The sequence below is a fragment of the Rhizosphaericola mali genome (assembly GCF_004337365.2).
GTDB lineage: Bacteria > Bacteroidota > Bacteroidia > Chitinophagales > Chitinophagaceae > Rhizosphaericola > Rhizosphaericola mali.
In genome coordinates this window covers 3804931-3824544 of the sequence record NZ_CP044016.1, presented here as the reverse complement: position 1 = coordinate 3824544, position 19614 = coordinate 3804931, and the positions used below count along the sequence as shown (strand labels likewise).

Here is a 19614-nt window from a genome sequence, read left to right as displayed (position 1 = left end):
ATTTACCTAAACGAGTTCTAATTTCTTAACTTCTAAAGTGTCGGGACATTCTGCCAATAAAGTAGAAATGCGCTTGTGTGATGCTGGATCACGCACTTCTGACGCAATCTCCGCCAATGGAATCAATGCAAATCTGCGCTGTGCCAAAAAAGGATGTGGCGCTTTTAATATATCCGTGTTAAATAATTGATCTTCTACCAATAAAATATCAATATCGATCACGCGTGGTCCCATTTTTACCTCACGTACGCGACCTAATTTCGTTTCTATTTCCAAAAGCTTTTTCATTAATCTTTCTGGAAAAATGCTCGTTTCTAATTTGATGGCTTGATTATAAAAAGAAGGTTGATCTGTATAACCCCAAGCTTCCGTTTCATATATGGATGAAACCGCCAATATCTGGCCACAATGTGCACCGATGGACTCAATTGCTTTATGAAGATTGTCTAATCTGTTCCCCAAATTACCGCCTATCAACAAATAAACTATATTCATACACTATTTTCAAAAAAGGGGACAAATATCGCTATTTTTATGCGCTCAATGAAATATTGTCGATATTATTATTGGATTAACACATTATGAGATATTAATTAAGGGAATTTTATGAAAGTATTTTTTAAGATTTTTTTCGCCTGTTTACTGGCATTGGTGATATTTTCACTATTGGGATTTTTTATCCTTATGGGTATCGGTGCGAGTTCATTTAGTAAAGACAAACCCAAAGTTGGAGGGAAAGGTATTTTGGTTATTGATCTTTCTAATGCGATGCAAGAGCAATCTAATCCGGATGATGATGTGAGCAGCGCATTTAACAAACTTAAAGGAAGTGATGATTATTCTGTTGGTTTGTATGATGCGGTTCGCCTGATTGAATATGCCAAGGGAGACTCCGCGATTAAAGGAATCATTATTAAAGCAAATAATAATGCAAATAGTTACGCTGCGAGCGAAGAGATAAAAAGTGCCATTGCCAATTTCAAACGTAGTAACAAATTTGTATATGCATACGGAACAGCGATCGCGCAAAGAGCCTATTATGTCGCAACTTCCGCTGATAAGGTATACGTACATCCGAGTGGTGGTGTAGAATGGGCGGGTTTGTCAACGAACCTTATGTTCTATAAAGGACTTTTGGATAAATTAGAAATTCAACCAGAAATTTTTTATGCGGGCAAATTTAAAAGTGCCACCGAGCCTTTTCGTGCTACGCAAATGACGGATGCCAATAGATTGCAGACAACAGTGTGGATTGGAGATATTTACGGAAAAATTTTGAGTGATGTATCTGTGGATCGCAAAATTGATACGACGACTTTGCGTAATTTAGCAAATACCGCTGCGATTCAAACTTCTAATGATGCATTGAAATATCATTTAGTAGACGGTTTGAAATATGACGATGAGATCAGAACGGAAATAGGTAAAAAAGTCAATGAATCAGACATAACGAAATTAAATTTCGTTTCTCTTGCTACCTATGCAAAAGCGACAGATTTCAAAGATTTTTCAGGAGAAGATAAGATTGCGTTGATCTACGCAGAAGGGGATATCGTAGACGGACAAGGGGAAGACAAATCTATCGGTGGAGATAATTTCCGCAATATAATTCGAGCAGCTCGTTTGGATAATTCTGTAAAAGCGATTGTTTTGCGTGTTAATTCACCCGGGGGAAGTGCTTTGGCTAGTGATGTTATTTGGAGAGAGATTGCGCTAGCTAAAAAAGTAAAACCAGTAGTTGTAAGTATGGGAACTTATGCGGCATCTGGCGGTTATTATATCTCATGTAATGGTTCGTACATATTTGCAGAACCAAATACAATTACAGGATCGATTGGTGTATTTAGCATGTTTATCAATCCAAGTACATTTTTGAAAAATAAATTAGGCGTCACTTTTGATGGTGTGAAAACGGGTCCTTATGCAGATTTAGGTTCAATGGGGCGTCCATTAACACAACCAGAAAGAAATTTGTTCCAAGCGAGTGTGGACTCTATTTATCATACATTTTTGAGTAGAGTGGCGGAAGGTCGACACAAAACAATTGCTGAGGTCGATAGCATTGCTCAAGGACGTGTATGGACTGGAAAAAGAGCAATTTCTATTGGATTGGTAGATAGTACAGGTACATTGAAAGATGCAGTTTTATATGCAGCTAAATTAGCAAAGTCAAAAAGCTTTTATTTGAAAGAATATCCACAAACAAAAGGATTTTTTGATAAATTATTTGGAGAGGATAAAAGTGGGGATATGCAAGAAAGTATGATTAAAAATGCTTTGGGAGATTGGCAATTTGATGTGTACAAGCGATTTAAAAATTTGCAAACCATGTCAAATTCTGTTCAAACGAGAATTCCATTTGCGGCTGATTTGAAATAAAGATAAATCGTTACAAAGTAAAAGGGACCAGTCTTGGTCCCTTTTTTGTTCTAACAACTTTGAAAAATATAATTAATATATATAACAAAAAGAAAGTTGCAAAATAAAATACCGTACGGTATATTTGTAAAATGGTTAGATCAGAAAAAACGCGTCAGTTAATTATTGAAAAAACAGCCTCTATTTTCAATAAAAAAGGATATACAGGAACATACCTATCCGATCTAACAAATGCTACGGGTTTAACAAAAGGCAGTATTTATGGAAATTTCAAAGATAAAAATGAGGTTGCCGTAGAAGCATTTAAATTCAATTATAAATTTCAATCGGAACGAATAATTGGAAAAATAAATCAGTTAGATAATGCCGTTGAAAAAATGATTGCATTCTTAGGTCATTATAAAACAGAATTTAAACCCATATTTGAAAATGGTGGCTGTGCTATTTTGAATACGTCCGTAGATGCGGATGATGGAAATGAATTATTAAAAAAAGAAGTTACACGATCTATTAAAAATTGGCGAGAAACAATCATTTCAATATTGAAAGAAGGTATGAGCAAAGGGGAATTTAAAAATATTGATGTAGAGGCGTTCTCATACAAAATTATAGCACTTATTGAGGGAAGTATTTTGCTTGCTAAAACACTAGACAAACCTGATATTCTTCTACAAAATATTGATTATTTACAATCTGAAATTAGGGAATTAAAAATTAAATAAAAAAAATTTAACTAAATATATACCTTTCGGTATATAATAATAAAAATAAAATGAAAAGAGTCGTTATAACAGGATTAGGAGCTATTACACCAATTGGAAAAAATACAAAGGAATATTGGAATAACTTATTAAATGGAGTATCTGGTGCAGATAAAATAACGCGTTTTGATACTACAAATTTTAAAACACAATTTGCCTGTGAGATTAAGAATTATGATGCTTTAGAATACTTTGACAAAAAGGAAGCAAGAAAAATGGATCGATTTGCCCAATATGGAATTATTGCTGCAGACGAGGCTATAAAAGACGCGGCGCTTGATTTTACAAAATTGGATATCAATAAAATCGGCGTGATATTTTCGGCGGGTATTGGCGGTTTTGAAACGTTCGAACACGAAGTAATTGAGTATACAAAAGGTAATTTTATTCCCAGATTTAATCCTTTTTTTATTCCAAAAATCATTTCTAATGGATTGTCTGGAATGATTTCAATAAAATATGGACTCAGAGGTATTAATTATTGCCCAGTTACTGCTTGTGCAGCATCGACACAAAGCATTATTCACGCCTTTAACTATATACGCCTAAATAAAGCGGACATTGTCATTACGGGCGGTTCTGAGGCGCCTATTACAGCGGCCTCTATAGGTAAGTTTAATGCAATGAAAGCGATGTCAACAAATAATGAAAATTACCAAACTGCATCGAAGCCGTTTGATACCAATAGAGATGGATTTGTAGTTGGAGAAGGCGCTGGTGCATTAGTAGTAGAAAGTTTAGAATCTGCAATTAAAAGGGGAGCGAAAGTGTACGCAGAAATTGTTGGAGGAGGAGAGAGTTCAGATGCATATCATATAACAGGAACGCATCCGGATGGTATTGGAGCTTTTTTAGCTATGACCGAAGGTATAGCAGAAGCTGGTTTGATTCCTCATGATATTGACTATATCAATGCACACGCAACATCAACTGGACTAGGTGATTTATCAGAAATTAAAGCCATTGAAAAACTATTTGCAACCAATCTTGATAAAGTTCAGGTAAGTGCTTCTAAATCTATGACTGGACATTTATTGGGTGGTACTGGTGCTATAGAAGCTATTTCGACATGCTTAAGCGTAAATACAGACCAAATCCCTCCAACTATAAATACGAATGAGACCGATACAAATATTCCTAAAGAGTTAAATCTATCTTTAGGTAAAAAAGCATTTTCAAAAAAAGTAAATTATGCATTAAGTAATAGCTTTGGATTTGGTGGACATTGCGCAGCATTAATTCTTAAAAAATATATCGACTAATATGAATTAACTAAGGTTTAGTTACTATGAAAAACTACCGATATCGAAAATTCACCAAAAGTATTGGTTATAGTACGATCATCCCTAATTCTAATTTTCGCTTGAGAAATCACATGTCCGCTAATCAAAATTTTTTGTGCAGAAATTCTATACGATTGAAAAATGAAAATGAATAGTGGTATTAAGATATTTTTCATGTAATCAAGATATATTGAATCAATAGGAGATAAACCTCAAAAAAGTGAACATTGACTTACATTGGAATAAATCTAGATAAATACAGTGGTCAATTTTTCAAAGGTTTGGCAATCTAAATGTAAGGAGCTTTTTTAATCGTGATCAAAATCAAAATATGATAACAAATATTTATAAAAAATAAAAGGAACCGAAAATCGGTTCCTTCTTGCGTTTGAGACTATTATAAATGCCTACCAAAATACTGAATATAAAGCTACAATCAATCCAAGAATTAAAACTGCACCGACCAAAAAACCGGGTGCAACTTTGAACATAGATTTGTCTATTTCTAATCCTTTACCTGTTTCAATTCCTTTTTTGTTTTCTCTAATACTGATGATTGCCATACCGATTACACAAAAAGTAAATACGATTGTCATACGATCCATAAATGGAATTTCGAATACTGTTTTTACTTGATCATGTACAACTGGAACTGCCCAACCAATGCTATATAATGGAGAAAGGTCAACCATATTCGGAAGGAATTTCAACAATATGGAAACTAAGAAACCTCCAATAGTTGCAAATAATGCAGCATTGGAAGTCGTTTTTTTCCAGAAAAATCCCAACAAGAACATAGCGAAAATCCCAGGAGATACAAAGCCTGAATATTCTTGGATGTATTGGAATCCTTGTTTGCCCTCACCCATCAATGCATCACCTATTAATAAGGACAAAATTAATCCCAATACCATCGCTAATACGGTAGTGATTTTACCTGTTTTTACCAGATTTTGTTCGGATGCGGTTTTGTTGAATGCTTTTTTGTAAATATCTAATGTGAAAATTGTTGCGATACTATTGACTTTGCCGGCAAGCGATGCTACGATCGCTGCTGTCAACGCCGCTACAGATAAGCCCTTAAAACCAATTGGTAATAATCCCAAGAGGGCAGGATATGCTTTGTTCGGATCTTCCACTCCCGTTTTTGTAAGCATTGCAGATGGATTAACGATACCTGGATGCGTATGCATGATGTAGTAAATCGCTATACCTGGCACAACTACGATCAACGGCATAAACATTTTCATAAAGCCAGCAAATAGTAAACCTTCACGAGCTGTTTTCAAATTGGCCCCCAACGCTCGTTGCGTTATATATTGATTGCAACCCCAATAGCTTAGATTGGCAATCCACAACCCACCGACGAGTACGCTCATCCCGGGCAGATCGATGTAATTAGGATTTTGTTTTTTGAAAATCATTTGGAAATGGGTGGGCGTATTTTTCGTTAAAATGTGAAATCCTGCAGTCACTCCTTTACCATCAGAAATAATATTCAAGGCAATATAAGTAGCCACGATACCGCCTAACACAAGGAAAAATACTTGAATTACATCCGTAAAGCCGATTACTTTCATACCGCCTAAAGAAATGACAATGGCAAATAAAGAAAGTGCACATAAACAAAATGTGATCGACATACCTGTGATACCACTCAAAGCTAAAGCGCCTAAATATAAAATAGACATTAGATTCACGACGATGTATAATAATAACCAAAATACTGCCATGATCATCGCAACTTTATCGTTGTAGCGTTGACTCAAAAACTGCGGCATCGTGAATATCTTGTTTTTAAGATAAACGGGCATAAAAAATACCGCAACAATGATTAAAGTGGCAGCTGCCATCCATTCATAAGAGGCAATTGCTAATCCAACTTTAAAACCAGAACCGCTCATTCCTATCAACTGTTCTGCGGAGATATTGGAAGCTATCAAGGAAGACCCAATTGCCCACCATGTTAATGAACCTTCTGCAAGAAAATAATCAGCAGAACTGACTTGTTCTTGTTTTTTTCTATTATAAATCCAAATCCCATAACCGGCCACTATAATAAAGTAGACCAAAAATACAATGTAGTCTGCTGTTGCTAACTTGTTCATACTTAGGCAAAAAAATTTAGAAAGTTGGCAAACTTACCAACCTTACAAATGTATGTTATTCTAAATATTGATGAACTGTATTAATTAATATTATTAACTATTTCGATTTCGTAAATAATTTTGAGTGCCTATTTTGGACTATTTACAAGTATTTTGATAGAGAATGTTCCCATTGATAGTACATATTTTCGTAAGCTATTGGTTTTTTTTGAGGTTCGATGATGTTATTAGGAGATTGATTTTGAAAAGCTTCTTCAAGAGAAGTAAATATTTTTGCCCCATATGCTGCTCCAATAGCAGAACCAACGCTTCCGTCAACTTTGTATAATTCAACAGGTATTTCTAATAAATTAACAAATGTCTGCGCAAATACTTCACTTAAAAACATATTAGCATAAGCTGCTTTTATGATTTTAGGTGTAATGCCATTTTCCAAAATAACCTTCATTCCATATTTGAATGCACAAGCTATACCTTCTTGTACGGATCGATATATATGTGCCGGTTTATGAACGTTGAATTGAATATTGTCTAAATGAGCCTGCAAGATTTTATTTTCTAACATACGTTCTGCTCCATTTCCAAAAGGCAGAAAGCTTAATTGCTCGCTACCAATAGGAATTTCTGCTGCGGCATGATTCATTTGTTCATAATTCAAATCTTTACTTGCAATTTTTTTGATCCAACTATTAGCAATGCCTACACCATTAATATTTAATAGAATTCCGATTCTCGGATTTTGCGTTGTATGATTGACGTGAGCGAAGCTATTAATTCTAGATTTTGAATCATATATCAATTGATCTGATATACCATATATAACTCCTGACGTGCCAGCTGTCGCAGCAAATTCTCCAGGTTTAAATACATTAAGTGATAATGCATTATTAGGTTGGTCGCCCGCTTTGTAGGTAATAGGGATTCCTTCTTTTAGGCCTGTAGTCTCTGCTATTTTTTTAGATATCCTACCATGTTCGCTGAATACCTCTTGAATTGTCGGAATTAAATTTTCAGAAAAACCATAATATTCTAAAATATCCTTAGATAGGGTTGCCGTTTTAAAATCCCAAAATATACCTTCGCTTAAAGCGGCGATGCTCGTGGTGATTTCTCCAGTAAACTTCATTGCAATAAAATCACCTGGCAGCATTATTTTGTCAATTTTTTCAAATAAATCGGGCTCGTTTTCTTTTACCCACTTTAATTTGGATGCAGTAAAATTTCCTGGCGAATTAAGTAAATGTTCTAAACATTTCTCTTTTCCTATGGATGCGAATGCCTGATTACCAATATCAATAGACCTACTATCACACCAAATTATACTTTTGCGTAATACATTTTGTTGTGCATCTACACAGACCAAGCCATGCATCTGATATGCGATGCCAATTGCTTTTATTTGTTTGTAAGCTTCTCCTGCTTTAGTTTGTAATTTTTGCAAACCATCACAGATATTTTTCCACCAAATTTCTGGATCTTGTTCTGCCCAATCTGGATGTAGCACTTCAATAGCAACTTCCGTTTCAGGAAAAGTGACGGCCGCAATTGTTTGTTGATTTTCTATATTATAAATGGAAAGTTTCACAAAGGAAGTTCCCAAATCTATTCCCAATATAAACATAATCAACAATATACATAGAATTTAAGAACTTACCAAAATCCTATATTTCAATTAATCTTGCAACAAAACCGCCACCTTCAGTCAAATGTAATGTCATTTTAGAAGATTGATCTACGTTTATAGTTCCCATTTGATAATCTTTTGCGTTGCGATCTGCATTGGGTCCATCTTTCCAATAAGTTAATTTATATTTTTTCCCTTTGGGCAAAAAATCAAATGATAGGTCAATATTTCTTTTATTCCAATCTGTCATTGCGCCTACATACCAATCTCCATTTAATGCTTCTCGAGCCATCACTGTATATTCATCAACCTTTCCATCAATCGGAATTGTATTTTTCCAAACTGATGGTACCGCAGAGAGGAACTGCATACACTCGGGATTTTCTATATAATGCGTAGGAATGTCGCAAAGCATTTGTAGCGGACTTTCGAATATAACATACATCGCCATTTGGTTGGCTCTTGTACCAGGTGTCATTGGTTCTGCAGGCTCCGCGGCAAAATTACCCTTTGTAATATTATTCATACTTCCTGGAGTAAAGTCCATAGGACCTGCCGCCATTCTTATATATGGGATTGTCGTTGTATGTGTCGGTGTTATAGTTGGAGAGGATTTGCTTTGTTCATTTCCATAGACGCCTTCTGAAGTCATGACATTCGGGAAGGTGCGCAACCAACCAGTTGGTTTGTAAGCTCCATGAAAGTCAACGAGTAACTGTCTTTTGGCGGCAGCAATAGCTGTACGTTCATAAAACTCCACCATAGGCTGGTCGTCGCGTTGCATAAAATCGACCTTAATTCCTTTTACGCCCCATTTTTGAAATTGGTCCATGGCTACATTCATTTGTTTGTCAATTGCCAACCAAGTCATCCAAAGCATCACTCCGACATTTTTGTCTTTACCATAATTTACTAATTCTTGAATATCAATATCTTTTGTCTGTTTTAATAAATCGCGGGTATCGCTCCAACCTTCATCAAGCATGATGTATTCAATATGATTTTTAGCGGCAAAATCAATGTAATATTTATAAGTGTCATTGTTGACTCCTGCTCGGAAAGGAACATTATAAACATTGTTATAGTGCCACCAATCCCATTGAACTTTACCGGGTTTTACCCAAGAATAATCTCCTACAGATGGAAGGGCATTTTGATAAACTAATTGATTATCCAATAATTCTTTATCTTTTCTGGCGATCATCACTATACGCCAAGGAAGTGAATCTAAAGTTTTTGTTCTGGCCAAATAGTTTTCTCTCTCATCGACTTTTTCATTTCTGTCCCCTTCTTCTCTTAGTTTTTTCGGAAAATGAGGAAATGTGGATTGGAAACTATTTTTCCCTTGGCTAGTAAGCCATAATCCAGGATAATGAAAAAGTGAAGTTTCCGTCAGCAACAATTTTATACTTTGCGATTCGAATAATATAGGTAAACTAGCTAATTTGTCTTTTTCCATAGTATCCAAACTATATACCTGATATTCTCTTTCGTTATGAGAGAAAAATTCAGATTCTTCCGGATACCAAGTTTTTCCTTTTTTATCTAAATCGAAGGCGATATTTTCCGTATTAATGATATTTTCTTTTGATCCATTACCTTGCCAATGCCATGCTATTCCATTGTTATACACTCGCCATTGTAATTGCCAACCATTTTGAAATTGAATAGACAATTGATTACAACTATCAGGTATTTTCAAAGATTTTTGGGGAACGATAGCTGTTAATGTTTCCGCGATTACTGATTTTTTGACAGATTTTACTTTCCAATCTTTTTGTTTTAAAGCTTGCGCTTCTATCGCAATAGTGCCATTTTCTAGTACATTTTTATGATCAACTATAATTTGAAAATGAATTTGTTTTCCTGTTTGTATAATTGCTTGAATAGTCGCATCTGGAGATTGGATAGTGTAGTCTTGCGCAAAAATTTGGGTAAATAGTAATGTAGAAAAACTCAATAAAAAATATCGTAATGGCATTGCTTGATCGTTTTAATAGTAACCGATGTAGAACTAAAAAGGTCGCTACATCGGTATAAAATAATTATAATTGAATGGTGTAAGTAAATTTAGTATCCTTTGTTGGTACTCTATATTCCTCTAAAGGGATTGGACCACAACCATAAGATCCTACTCCTAAAGTCTTTGTACTCAAACATACAACAGTATGATTTGACTTGGGTAAATCAATTTTGTATGCCACATCTTCCATTTCTTCATCACTATATGGTAATGCGGAAAACTGAAACAAATTATTAATGCCTGCACCGAATATTACAGGTGTACCATTTTGAGAGAAAATCTGCAACCAGCGAACATCTTCGTGGTTGCCATTTTCCATCGGCTTTTCATAAGGCGTCATCAAGTTAGTAACGGCTGCGGCATATACACCAACATCAGAACCGATCTTTCGATCTGCATAATTTTCCATAGGACCACGTCCAAAATATTGTGCACTATCTAAAGATTTATTCAAATATAATCTAACCCCTATATGTGCTAAACTAAATTGCGGACCATCAAAATGAACTGCATTGTCAGATACAATTTTACCATTTCCGTAGATATGATATTGTATCGTTTGGTGCACGATAAATCCATTTTTACCTTCTGCTTTTAACTGACAATCCACTTGGTATTCATTGTCTGAAAGTTTTTTGCTCGAAGTTTTTTCGACTGTCCATTTTAATGATTTTAACCCATTATTAGCCCAATCATCATACGCCCACATATCATCTTTTTGATGTGGCGCGCGCCATAAATGGAGTTGTGGACCTGCATTTTCATTTTCCAAAATTTCATTTTCTTTAGATTTTAAAGAAGTGAAAATGCCTTTTTTGGTATCAAAATTAGCACTGAAATTAGCACCTTTAAATAAGTAACTATCTCCATTTCTTGTGAACTCTAGCGTCGGACCATTATTTGAAGGAGCAGTATATTCCTTCTTAGGTAATTCAATTTGGATACCTGCAACTTCAAAATCTTTAGGTGCCCATATATTTGCATTTTTTAATTGAAACGCGACACGAACAAAATATTCTGATCCTGGTTTTGGTGTGAATTTGTAAGGAATTTTTATTTGTTTTTCTTTATTGGGTAATAATTCACCCACATTCAATGGGCCAGAAGCAATCATTTTTCCATCTTCGCTTATCGTCCAGGTTGCATTTAAACTATCTAAATTGGTAAATTGATATCTGTTTTTGATCGTAAACGTTTGTTTGGAAAAATCTATAGGCGTAACGCTTATCCATTGATACACTCTTTTTAATTCTGGATATTGAGGTTTCCAACTTCTATCAGAAAAAACGACACCTTTATGTATGAAATAATGATCATTGGGTACTTCGCCAAAGCCTCCACCATAAGCGGTGATGGGATGTTTTGGATCACGATTATTATACAAACCTTGATCTTGCCATTCCCAAATTGCACCGCCCATTAATTCTGGATATTTATCAAAAAGTTCATTGTATTTGTCAACAGATCCCATAGAATTAAACATCGTATGTGCATATTCACATAAATAAAATGGCTTTGTCAAGCCTTTATCATTGGCATTTTTTTCTACATTTTTCAAATCAGTATACATACGACTATCCAAATCAGCTGGATTACCATTGCCAATTCCAAAACCTTCATAGTGTGTCGGACGTGTAGAATCAATTTTGCGAATAGTTGCTAAAGCTGCTCTGAAATTGGAACCTCCATTACCACATTCATTTCCCAAAGACCAAATTACAACAGATGGATGGTTTTTGAAATTTTCTACATTCGCCACATTTCTGTCTATAATAGCCGCTTTGATCCTAGGCTCTTCATCGAATTCTCCCATAGCGCCATGACATTCCAAATTCGCTTCCGCAACTAAATAAATGCCATATTCATCACACAACTCATACCAACGTGGATCGTCAGAATAGTGACAAGTACGTATGTGATTTGAATTGGTTTGTTTGATTAAAATTAGATCTTTAATCATCTGGGCCTCCGTGATAGCATGTCCATTGTCGGGCCAATTTTCATGACGATTAACACCTTTTAGTTTGACAGGTACGCCATTTACCATAAATATTCGACCTTTAATCTCTACTTTACGGAAGCCTGTACGAGCGGAAATAATTTCTTCTTGTTTAGAACCATCCTTTAACGTCAATATTGTAGTATACAAATTAGGTGTTTCCGCAGTCCATTTACGAGGATTTGTAACTGGAATTTGCAAATTTACTATAGTCTCTTGTCCCGGTGCTAAAGATGGCACTTTAGTGGTTACTGTTTGTATAGATTTTTTATTATCCAATATAGTAGCTTCTACTGTACGATCCGGAGCCATCTGGTTACTATAATTGTGAATTTTTACTTGAACACTTTCTGTAGCATTTTTATATTGTGCGTCCAGATCAGTTTGGATGAAATAATCACGTATCTGGACTTTCGGAGCACTCCAAAGCGAAACATTTCTGAATATGCCACTCAATTTCCACATATCTTGATCTTCTAAATAACTTCCAACTGTAAAACGATAGACTTCTACTGCAACCGTATTTTGTCCAGCGTGTACATAATCTGTAATGTCAAATTCAGCTGCATTACGACTATTAACACTATAACCTACTTTTTTACCATTTATCCAAAGAAAAAAACCTGCATCTACACCATCAAATGTGATGAGAATTTGTCTATTATTCCAATTAGAAGGCACTTCGAAATTGCGCTTATAACTTCCAACGGGGTTTCTTTCTGTATAGGTTGTAAAACTCAATGGCGGCGTACTCATTACATGTGGAAAATCCTTTTGGAATATATAGTCGTAGTTACTATAGTCCGGAGTTCCATATCCTTTCATTCCCCAATTAGATGGTACTGCAATGTCTGCCCATGAAGAAACATCATAGTTGTCTTTGTAAAAATCAACAGGACGTTTTTGAGGCCAGGCAACCCAATGAAATTTCCATGTGCCATTCAATGATCTATAAAAAGAAGATTGATGTCTATCCGCTTGTAATGCTTCTTGCATATTCGCATATGGCATCAAGGTAGCATGCGCAGGCAATTTATTGATACCTAAACATTCGGGATTCTCGATTTCAGAAGGTACAGATGCCGTATCCGTCGCCGAAAATAAACGATTTACAGGATCTGATTGAGCGCATACTTTAGTAAGTATACCAAGGATGATAAAAAAAGTTACAATTGCAGAAAATAGGTTTTTTGAATGAAAATACATTGTGGCTTTTATTTGAATATTCATAATGAAGTCAGTGAAAGCTACAAAATCCGCTATTATAATATTGTTATTAGTGTATTAATAAAAAAGAATCGAGCAAATTGCCCGATTCTTTAAATATTCATTAAAAACAAATCTCTTAACTAAAGATATCTTTGATTTTATCAAAAAAGCTTCTATCGCTCTTTGCTGGTTGTGGTTTGAAGTTTTCGCTATCACGCATTTTTTCCAAAACTTCTTTTTCTTCCGAAGAAAGATTGGTTGGCGTCCATACACTGACATTAATCAATTGATCTCCTTTGCCATAACCATTTACTTCAGGGAAACCTTTTCCTTTCAATCGGAAAATCTTACCACTTTGCGTACCTGCAGGAATTTTGATTTTGGCTTTACCATCAATTGTAGGTACTTCCACTTGCGCACCAAAAACAGCATCCATGAATGTAATATGCAAATCGTAACCTACATTCAAGCCATCTCTGTGTAATTCTGAATGAGCTTCCTCTTCAATCAATATAATTAAATCACCAGGGCCTCCGCCATGCTCACCAGCATTACCTTTACCGCGCATGCTCAATTGCATACCTGCTTGAACTCCCGCAGGTATTTCTATATTGACGGTTTCTTCACCATAAACACGACCTTCTCCCTTACATGCAGTACATTTTGAAGTAATTACAGAGCCTTCTCCATTACAAGTTGGACAGGTAGTGACCGTCTGCATCTGACCTAAAAATGTATTGGCAACTTTACGTACTTGACCACTACCACCACAAGTGCTACAATTTTGGAAGCTATTTTTATCTTTTGCTCCAGTGCCACCACAAGTACTACAAGGAACGTATTTTTTTACTTTGATGTTTTTTGTAACTCCTTTGGCCATTTCTTCGAAGTTCAATTTGATTTTAATCCTCAAATTGCTACCTCTTGTACCTCTGCCCGTGCTACTCCTGCCTCCGTTACGTCCACCACCGCCAAAGAAACTACTGAACATATCATCTCCACCACCACCGCCAAAAATATCTCCGAATTGGCTGAAAATATCATTCATATTCATACCACCACCACCAAATCCGCCGCCAGCTGCGCCATCAAATGCAGCATGTCCATAACGGTCATAACGCGCACGCTTATCCTCATCACCCAAAATCTCGTATGCCTCAGCAGCTTCTTTAAATTTATCTTCTGCCACTTTGTCGCCAGGATTTCTATCTGGGTGAAATTTCATGGCAGTCTTGCGGTAAGCTTTTTTAATTTCTTCCGCTGTGGCAGTTTTTGAAATTTCTAATATTTCGTAATAATCTCTTTTCATATAATTGTACTATTCAACCTCTTTATAATTCAGAAACTTTTTTAAACACGTAACCCCAATTGCTACTATTGCTTGCAATCAGGGTTCATGAAAATGTCTTTTCAAAAATGAAAATTATTGTCCTACAACAACTTGTGCGTGGCGAATTAATTTGTCATTCAAATAATATCCTTTCTTCACTTGATCCAAAACTTTGCCTTGCAAATCTTCTGTAGGAGCAGGGATTTGTGTAATTGCTTCATGTAATTCAGGATCAAATTCTTGATGAATACTTTGCAATTCCTTCAAACCTTTATTGGACAAATTTTTTCTTAATTTATTGAATACCAATTGGATACCTTCTTTAAGTTGGTCTACTGGTACATCTTTAGTCAATTGCGCTTCTGCACGATCGGCATCATCCAGAACTTCTAACATGGAAATGATAATATCTTTTCCAGCTGTTTTATTAATATCTTGAATCTCAGCAGCTTTGCGGCGTTTGTAGTTTTCAAATTCCGCCATTAGACGAATATATTTGTCTTTTTGTTCTGCAACTTCTGCTTTTAATTTTTCCACTACATCATCATTGATAATACTTTCCGCAGGTTCGAACGCTTCTTCTTGAGATGCATTTTCTTCTGGTATGTGATTATTCAAATCTTCGTTGTCGTGATCATTATGATTATTATGGGACATATCTTAATATTTAGTAATTATGGACTTCGTCCAAAAAATTTGCCATTTATACAAATCCGAAATATTGTCAGTTAAAGTAATCTACCAAAATAATAGACAAATAATTTCGCATTTCGTAACTATGTTATTATTCTAATTCGTAATTTTGCGTTCTATTTTTTAATTAATCAATATACTCAAGAGCTGAGTTTACTTAAAATGATAACAACTGATATTTGTATAGTAGGTGCCGGTCCAGTGGGATTGTTTGCGATATTTGAGGCGGGATTGTTGAAAATGAGGTGCCACTTGATTGACGTTTTACCACAAGTAGGTGGCCAATTGTCCGAAATTTATCCGCATAAACCTATTTATGATATTCCTGGATATCCATCTGTAAAAGCACAAGAATTAGTAGATAATTTGATGGCGCAAGCAGAACCATTCAAGCCAACATTTACACTAGGTGAAAGAGTGGATGAAATCCAAAAACAAGAGGACGGTACTTTTATTGTAAAAACAAGCGACGCGACAGAAGTGCATTGTAAAGCAATTTGTATCGCAGGTGGTTTAGGTTGTTTCGAACCAAGAAAACCAGTTGTTGAAAGATTAGAAGATTTTGAAGGTGGTAAGGGTGTTACTTATATGGTAAAAGATCCAGAAGCTTTCAGAGATAAAAAAGTAGTATTGGCCGGTGGTGGTGATTCTGCGCTTGACTGGACAATTTTCTTAGCTAATGTTGCTAAAGAAGTAACATTGGTTCATAGAGGTGATTCATTTAGAGGTGCACCAGCATCTGCGGATAAAGTAGCCAAATTAGCAGAAGAAGGTAAAATCAATTTGTTATTGAAATCCAATGTTACCAAGATCAATGGTAACGGCGTATTGAAAGAAGTAACGATTGTAGGACCTGAAAAAGAAGAAATTGCCATCGAAGCGGATAATTTGATTCCATTATTTGGATTGAGTCCAAAATTGGGACCCATCGCTAATTGGGGTTTGAATATCGATAAAGCAGCGATTGAAGTAGATCGTGATTCTTATTCAACGAACATTCCGGGTATTTTCGCTATTGGTGATATCAATACGTATACTGGTAAGTTGAAATTGATCCTTTGTGGATTCCATGAAGCTGCATTGATGGCACACGGAGCATTCAAATATGCTTATCCTCAACAACACTTAAGTTTCAAATACACAACTGTTAACGGAGTTCACGGATTCTAATAAATCGGTTGTTGGAAAATATATACTATGAAAAGCTGGAACTCAATTCCAGCTTTTTTATTTAGATAAATAAAAATAGAGCTATAAATTTGCAGATTATGGTAAAATTTACAGTTGAAGATAGAGATGGTTCTCAACAAGAGTTAGAAGCTCCGGATGATATGGGGCTTAATTTAATGGAAACTTTGAAAGCATTTGAATACGAGGTGTTGGCGACTTGTGGTGGTATGGCATTGTGCGGCACTTGTCATGTAAAAGTGTTGGCCGGTGGGGAAAATCTACCCGAACAAGGTGATGCAGAATTGGACATGTTAGATATGATTCCTGATTCAGAATCTAATAGCCGATTAAGTTGTCAATTGCAGGTAAATGATAATTTGGAAGGTTGCACATTTCAAATATGTGGCTCGCTCTCAGAAGATTAATATTGATTCAAATACGTCCTATGTTCTATCCCAAAAGATTGTTTTTTATTATTTTTTGCTTTATTATGATGCATGATTTGAATGCGCAAAATGCATATAAGATATATTCAACTGCGGAAAAAAGAGAAATCAAGTTGGATGAGATTCCTGCAATTTTGAAAAATAAGGATGTTATCTTTTGGGGGGAAGAGCACAATGATAGTATCGGACACGATCTGGAAAATCAACTTTATCAACTTCTAAATTCAAAGCAACCCTATGCCTTAGGTATGGAAATGTTTGAATCAGATGTGCAAGAAGTAATGGATGAATATTTGCAAGACCTTATCCGTCCAGATTATTTGATTTCTGCCGGAAGAGCTTGGCCCAATTATACAGATTATCAACCCTTAGTGGAATATGCAAAAGTGCATCAGCTTCCTGTTATTGCGACCAATGCTCCGAAAAGATACGTAAGTGCAGTAACCAAAAATGGCCTTACATTTTTACCAAAATTCAACTCCTTAGCTTTGAGTTATTTAGCTCCTTTGCCAATTCATGTGGATACGGGTGCATACCAACACAAATTTGAAAATATAATGGGCGGTCACGAAGCGCTTGCGGCAAGTCATATATTTGAATCTCAAAATCTGTGGGATGCGACAATGGCTTGGCATATTGCTACCTATTTACAAAAAAATCCTACATCTAAAATCTTTCATTTGAATGGCGGATTTCATTCAGATGAAAAATTAGGAATCTATACACAATTAGAAAGTTACTTACAGCGTTTAAAAATGACAAAGCAAATAGGGAATGTCTCTTGTAGTGCTGACGCAAATTGGAATAACCCTGACTGGCAAACTTATTTGAATAGAGGAGATATCATTATATTGACACAGCCGAAGAGCAAATAATTATTTTTTAAATATTTTTAGGTTTGTAATATGATATAAATCAATCATATAGAAAAAATATTTGTTTTGTAAATTATTTAGAACAATAGGTTAATACATTAGTCGTTTAATAATATGAAAATTCTTAAATCATCTATTGTCTATGGTCCAAATTTACTCTACTGAAATTTTATTGTCATATTTGTATGACGAAGTTTGTAATTCTGTTAAAGAAGAAATACAGCATCTTTTAAATACAGATCATTTATTGCGTCAAAGATTAATCGATCTAATGGAAAAATTAGATCTAATGAAGCATATTCCTCTGAAATCGCCGTCTGAAAGTGTGGTAAATTATGTAAAAAAATATGCGGCACGTTCGGTGAATAATCCATGTGATTAGAAATCTTTGTACAATAGATATTTTTTCCTGATTGTTTTAAAATTTTGAATACTTGACTCCCAACTAGCATAAATCTCATCAAGAGGTCTTTGCTGTATAATTTGCATACGCAATTCTTGGTTTCCAGCTAATTTATTAAAAAAGTAATTTTCTGGTTTGGTGGAATCTTTTGGTTGTAGGAAAAATGTTGACTTATCTTTTGTTAGATCATAGGCATTTTTAATATAGCTTAAGTCGATCTTACTAGGACTTGGTTGCCTTGTCAGGTCCCACCCATAACAAATTTGATCTTTACATTTAGGATCTAGAGCTCCATTTTGACTTTTAGGTTCAAATTGGAAAAGATTTTTAGGTAAATCTGGACCTCCGACATATAAAAATGGGTTGGAAGTTCCACGACCTTCACTCAAATTGGTTCCTTCAAAAAAGCAAGTAGATGCGTACCAATAAATAGCATTCATACTTTTCAAATTAGGAGAAGGGGCAACGGGTAATTGATACAAATATTTGTGGTTGTAATGTTTACAGGGAATAATTGTTATCAAGGGGTCATCCTGGCGCATATAGGCATATTTCGTATGTAACCATTTTTCCCCTAGAACCATTTTTGCATATTCGCCGATGGTCATTCCATAAACGACAGGAATTGGTTGAGGGCCTACGCCACTTTTGTAGGCTGTGTCCAATACTGGGCCATCCACGTAAAAACCATTGGGATTGGGACGATCTAAAATTATAAGTGGTTTACGGTTGTCAATAGCAGATTCCATGAAATTTTGTAAAGACAATATATATGTATAAAATCTGAGACCTACATCTTGCAAATCAAATAATAAAATATCTACATCGGCTAGATCTTCTTTGCTTGGGTGTGACTTTTTTCCATAAAGTGATATAACTTTGATACCCGTTGCTTGATCAACGAAACTTTCCACATGCGCACCTGCGTCTGCAGTACCGCGAAATCCATGTTCGGGGCCAAATATTTTTGTAATTTGAATACCCAAGTGTTGCAAGGAATCAACTAGATGTGTATGCCCTATAACGGAGGTTGGATTAGCAAATACGCCTACTCTTTTACCTTTTAATAATGGCAAATATTTTTTCAATTGATATGCGCCGGGCTGCGTATGTGTAGCTTTTTTTACCCATTTTTCAGATTTGCCAATGGGTAAAATAATAGAATTATTTTGGGCAAATGTATTTATCGAAATTGCAAATAGTATTGCAAAACATATATATTTAAAAGAAGCCTTGATTTGCATAAAATTTAGTTTGAGCACGAAAGTTAACTAAAATTTGTTGTCAAGACGGGTTTCAATGGTTAACTTG

At 35.3% G+C, this 19614-nt stretch carries 15 protein-coding genes; 7 read left to right on the top strand and 8 right to left on the bottom strand.

Going from position 1 to position 19614, the window contains the following annotated elements:
- Window positions 1-6: 6 nt before the first annotated feature.
- Window positions 7-495, bottom strand: a complete 489-nt coding sequence (folK, locus tag E0W69_RS16340; RefSeq protein WP_131331106.1) for a 2-amino-4-hydroxy-6-hydroxymethyldihydropteridine diphosphokinase — start codon at window positions 493-495, stop codon at window positions 7-9.
- A gap of 111 nt (window positions 496-606) precedes the next feature.
- On the opposite strand from folK, the gene sppA reads away from it, so the two are divergent.
- From sppA to fabF, 3 genes are all read left to right on the top strand, one after another.
- The gene (gene sppA, locus E0W69_RS16335) at window positions 607-2379 is read left to right on the top strand and encodes a signal peptide peptidase SppA (RefSeq protein ID WP_131331105.1); all 1773 of its coding nucleotides are present in this window, start codon (window positions 607-609) and stop codon (window positions 2377-2379) included.
- A gap of 131 nt (window positions 2380-2510) precedes the next feature.
- A complete protein-coding gene (locus E0W69_RS16330; RefSeq protein WP_131331104.1) occupies window positions 2511-3101 on the top strand; it encodes a TetR/AcrR family transcriptional regulator in 591 nt (196 codons plus the stop codon).
- Window positions 3102-3151: 50 nt separating this feature from the next.
- Window positions 3152-4402 (top strand): beta-ketoacyl-ACP synthase II, encoded by a 1251-nt coding sequence (gene fabF, locus E0W69_RS16325; protein WP_131331103.1) that lies wholly within the window; start codon window positions 3152-3154, stop codon window positions 4400-4402.
- 428 nt (window positions 4403-4830) lie between these two features.
- Here the strand turns inward: fabF and E0W69_RS16320 are convergent, their stop codons facing one another.
- The 6 genes from E0W69_RS16320 to E0W69_RS16295 all read right to left on the bottom strand — a co-directional run bounded on the left by E0W69_RS16320 (window position 4831) and on the right by E0W69_RS16295 (window position 15373).
- A complete protein-coding gene (locus tag E0W69_RS16320; RefSeq protein WP_131331102.1) occupies window positions 4831-6531 on the bottom strand; it encodes a sodium/sugar symporter in 1701 nt (566 codons plus the stop codon).
- A gap of 142 nt (window positions 6532-6673) precedes the next feature.
- Window positions 6674-8152: a xylulokinase gene (locus E0W69_RS16315; RefSeq protein ID WP_131331101.1), complete on the bottom strand. Its 1479-nt coding sequence runs from the start codon at window positions 8150-8152 to the stop codon at window positions 6674-6676.
- A 40-nt stretch (window positions 8153-8192) separates the two neighbouring features.
- On the bottom strand, window positions 8193-10136 hold the full coding sequence (locus E0W69_RS16310) for a glycoside hydrolase family 97 protein (RefSeq protein ID WP_131331100.1): 1944 nt from the start codon (window positions 10134-10136) through the stop codon (window positions 8193-8195).
- 64 nt (window positions 10137-10200) lie between these two features.
- Complete coding sequence (locus E0W69_RS16305) at window positions 10201-13383, bottom strand: glycoside hydrolase family 2 TIM barrel-domain containing protein (protein WP_131331099.1); 3183 nt, start codon at window positions 13381-13383, stop codon at window positions 10201-10203.
- Window positions 13384-13522: 139 nt separating this feature from the next.
- Window positions 13523-14695 carry a molecular chaperone DnaJ gene (gene dnaJ, locus E0W69_RS16300; RefSeq protein WP_131331098.1) on the bottom strand — a complete coding sequence of 391 codons (1173 nt, stop codon included), beginning with the start codon at window positions 14693-14695 and terminating at the stop codon, window positions 13523-13525.
- A 114-nt stretch (window positions 14696-14809) separates the two neighbouring features.
- A complete protein-coding gene (locus E0W69_RS16295) occupies window positions 14810-15373 on the bottom strand; it encodes a nucleotide exchange factor GrpE (RefSeq protein WP_131331097.1) in 564 nt (187 codons plus the stop codon).
- 198 nt (window positions 15374-15571) lie between these two features.
- Here E0W69_RS16295 and E0W69_RS16290 point away from each other — a divergent pair, with 198 nt between their 5' ends.
- The 4 genes from E0W69_RS16290 (at window position 15572) to E0W69_RS16275 (ending at window position 18282) form a co-directional block, all read left to right on the top strand.
- The gene (locus E0W69_RS16290) at window positions 15572-16579 is read left to right on the top strand and encodes an NAD(P)/FAD-dependent oxidoreductase (protein ID WP_131331096.1); all 1008 of its coding nucleotides are present in this window, start codon (window positions 15572-15574) and stop codon (window positions 16577-16579) included.
- A 98-nt stretch (window positions 16580-16677) separates the two neighbouring features.
- Window positions 16678-17004, top strand: a complete 327-nt coding sequence (locus E0W69_RS16285; RefSeq protein ID WP_131331095.1) for a 2Fe-2S iron-sulfur cluster-binding protein — start codon at window positions 16678-16680, stop codon at window positions 17002-17004.
- A 65-nt stretch (window positions 17005-17069) separates the two neighbouring features.
- On the top strand, window positions 17070-17900 hold the full coding sequence (locus tag E0W69_RS16280; protein ID WP_191967888.1) for a ChaN family lipoprotein: 831 nt from the start codon (window positions 17070-17072) through the stop codon (window positions 17898-17900).
- Window positions 17901-18042: 142 nt separating this feature from the next.
- Window positions 18043-18282: a hypothetical protein gene (locus tag E0W69_RS16275; protein WP_131331093.1), complete on the top strand. Its 240-nt coding sequence runs from the start codon at window positions 18043-18045 to the stop codon at window positions 18280-18282.
- On the opposite strand, the gene E0W69_RS16270 is transcribed toward E0W69_RS16275, so the two are convergent.
- A complete protein-coding gene (locus tag E0W69_RS16270; protein WP_131331092.1) occupies window positions 18279-19547 on the bottom strand; it encodes an exo-beta-N-acetylmuramidase NamZ family protein in 1269 nt (422 codons plus the stop codon). The two genes, E0W69_RS16275 and E0W69_RS16270, sit on opposite strands and share 4 nt — an antisense overlap.
- Window positions 19548-19614: the final 67 nt, after the last annotated feature.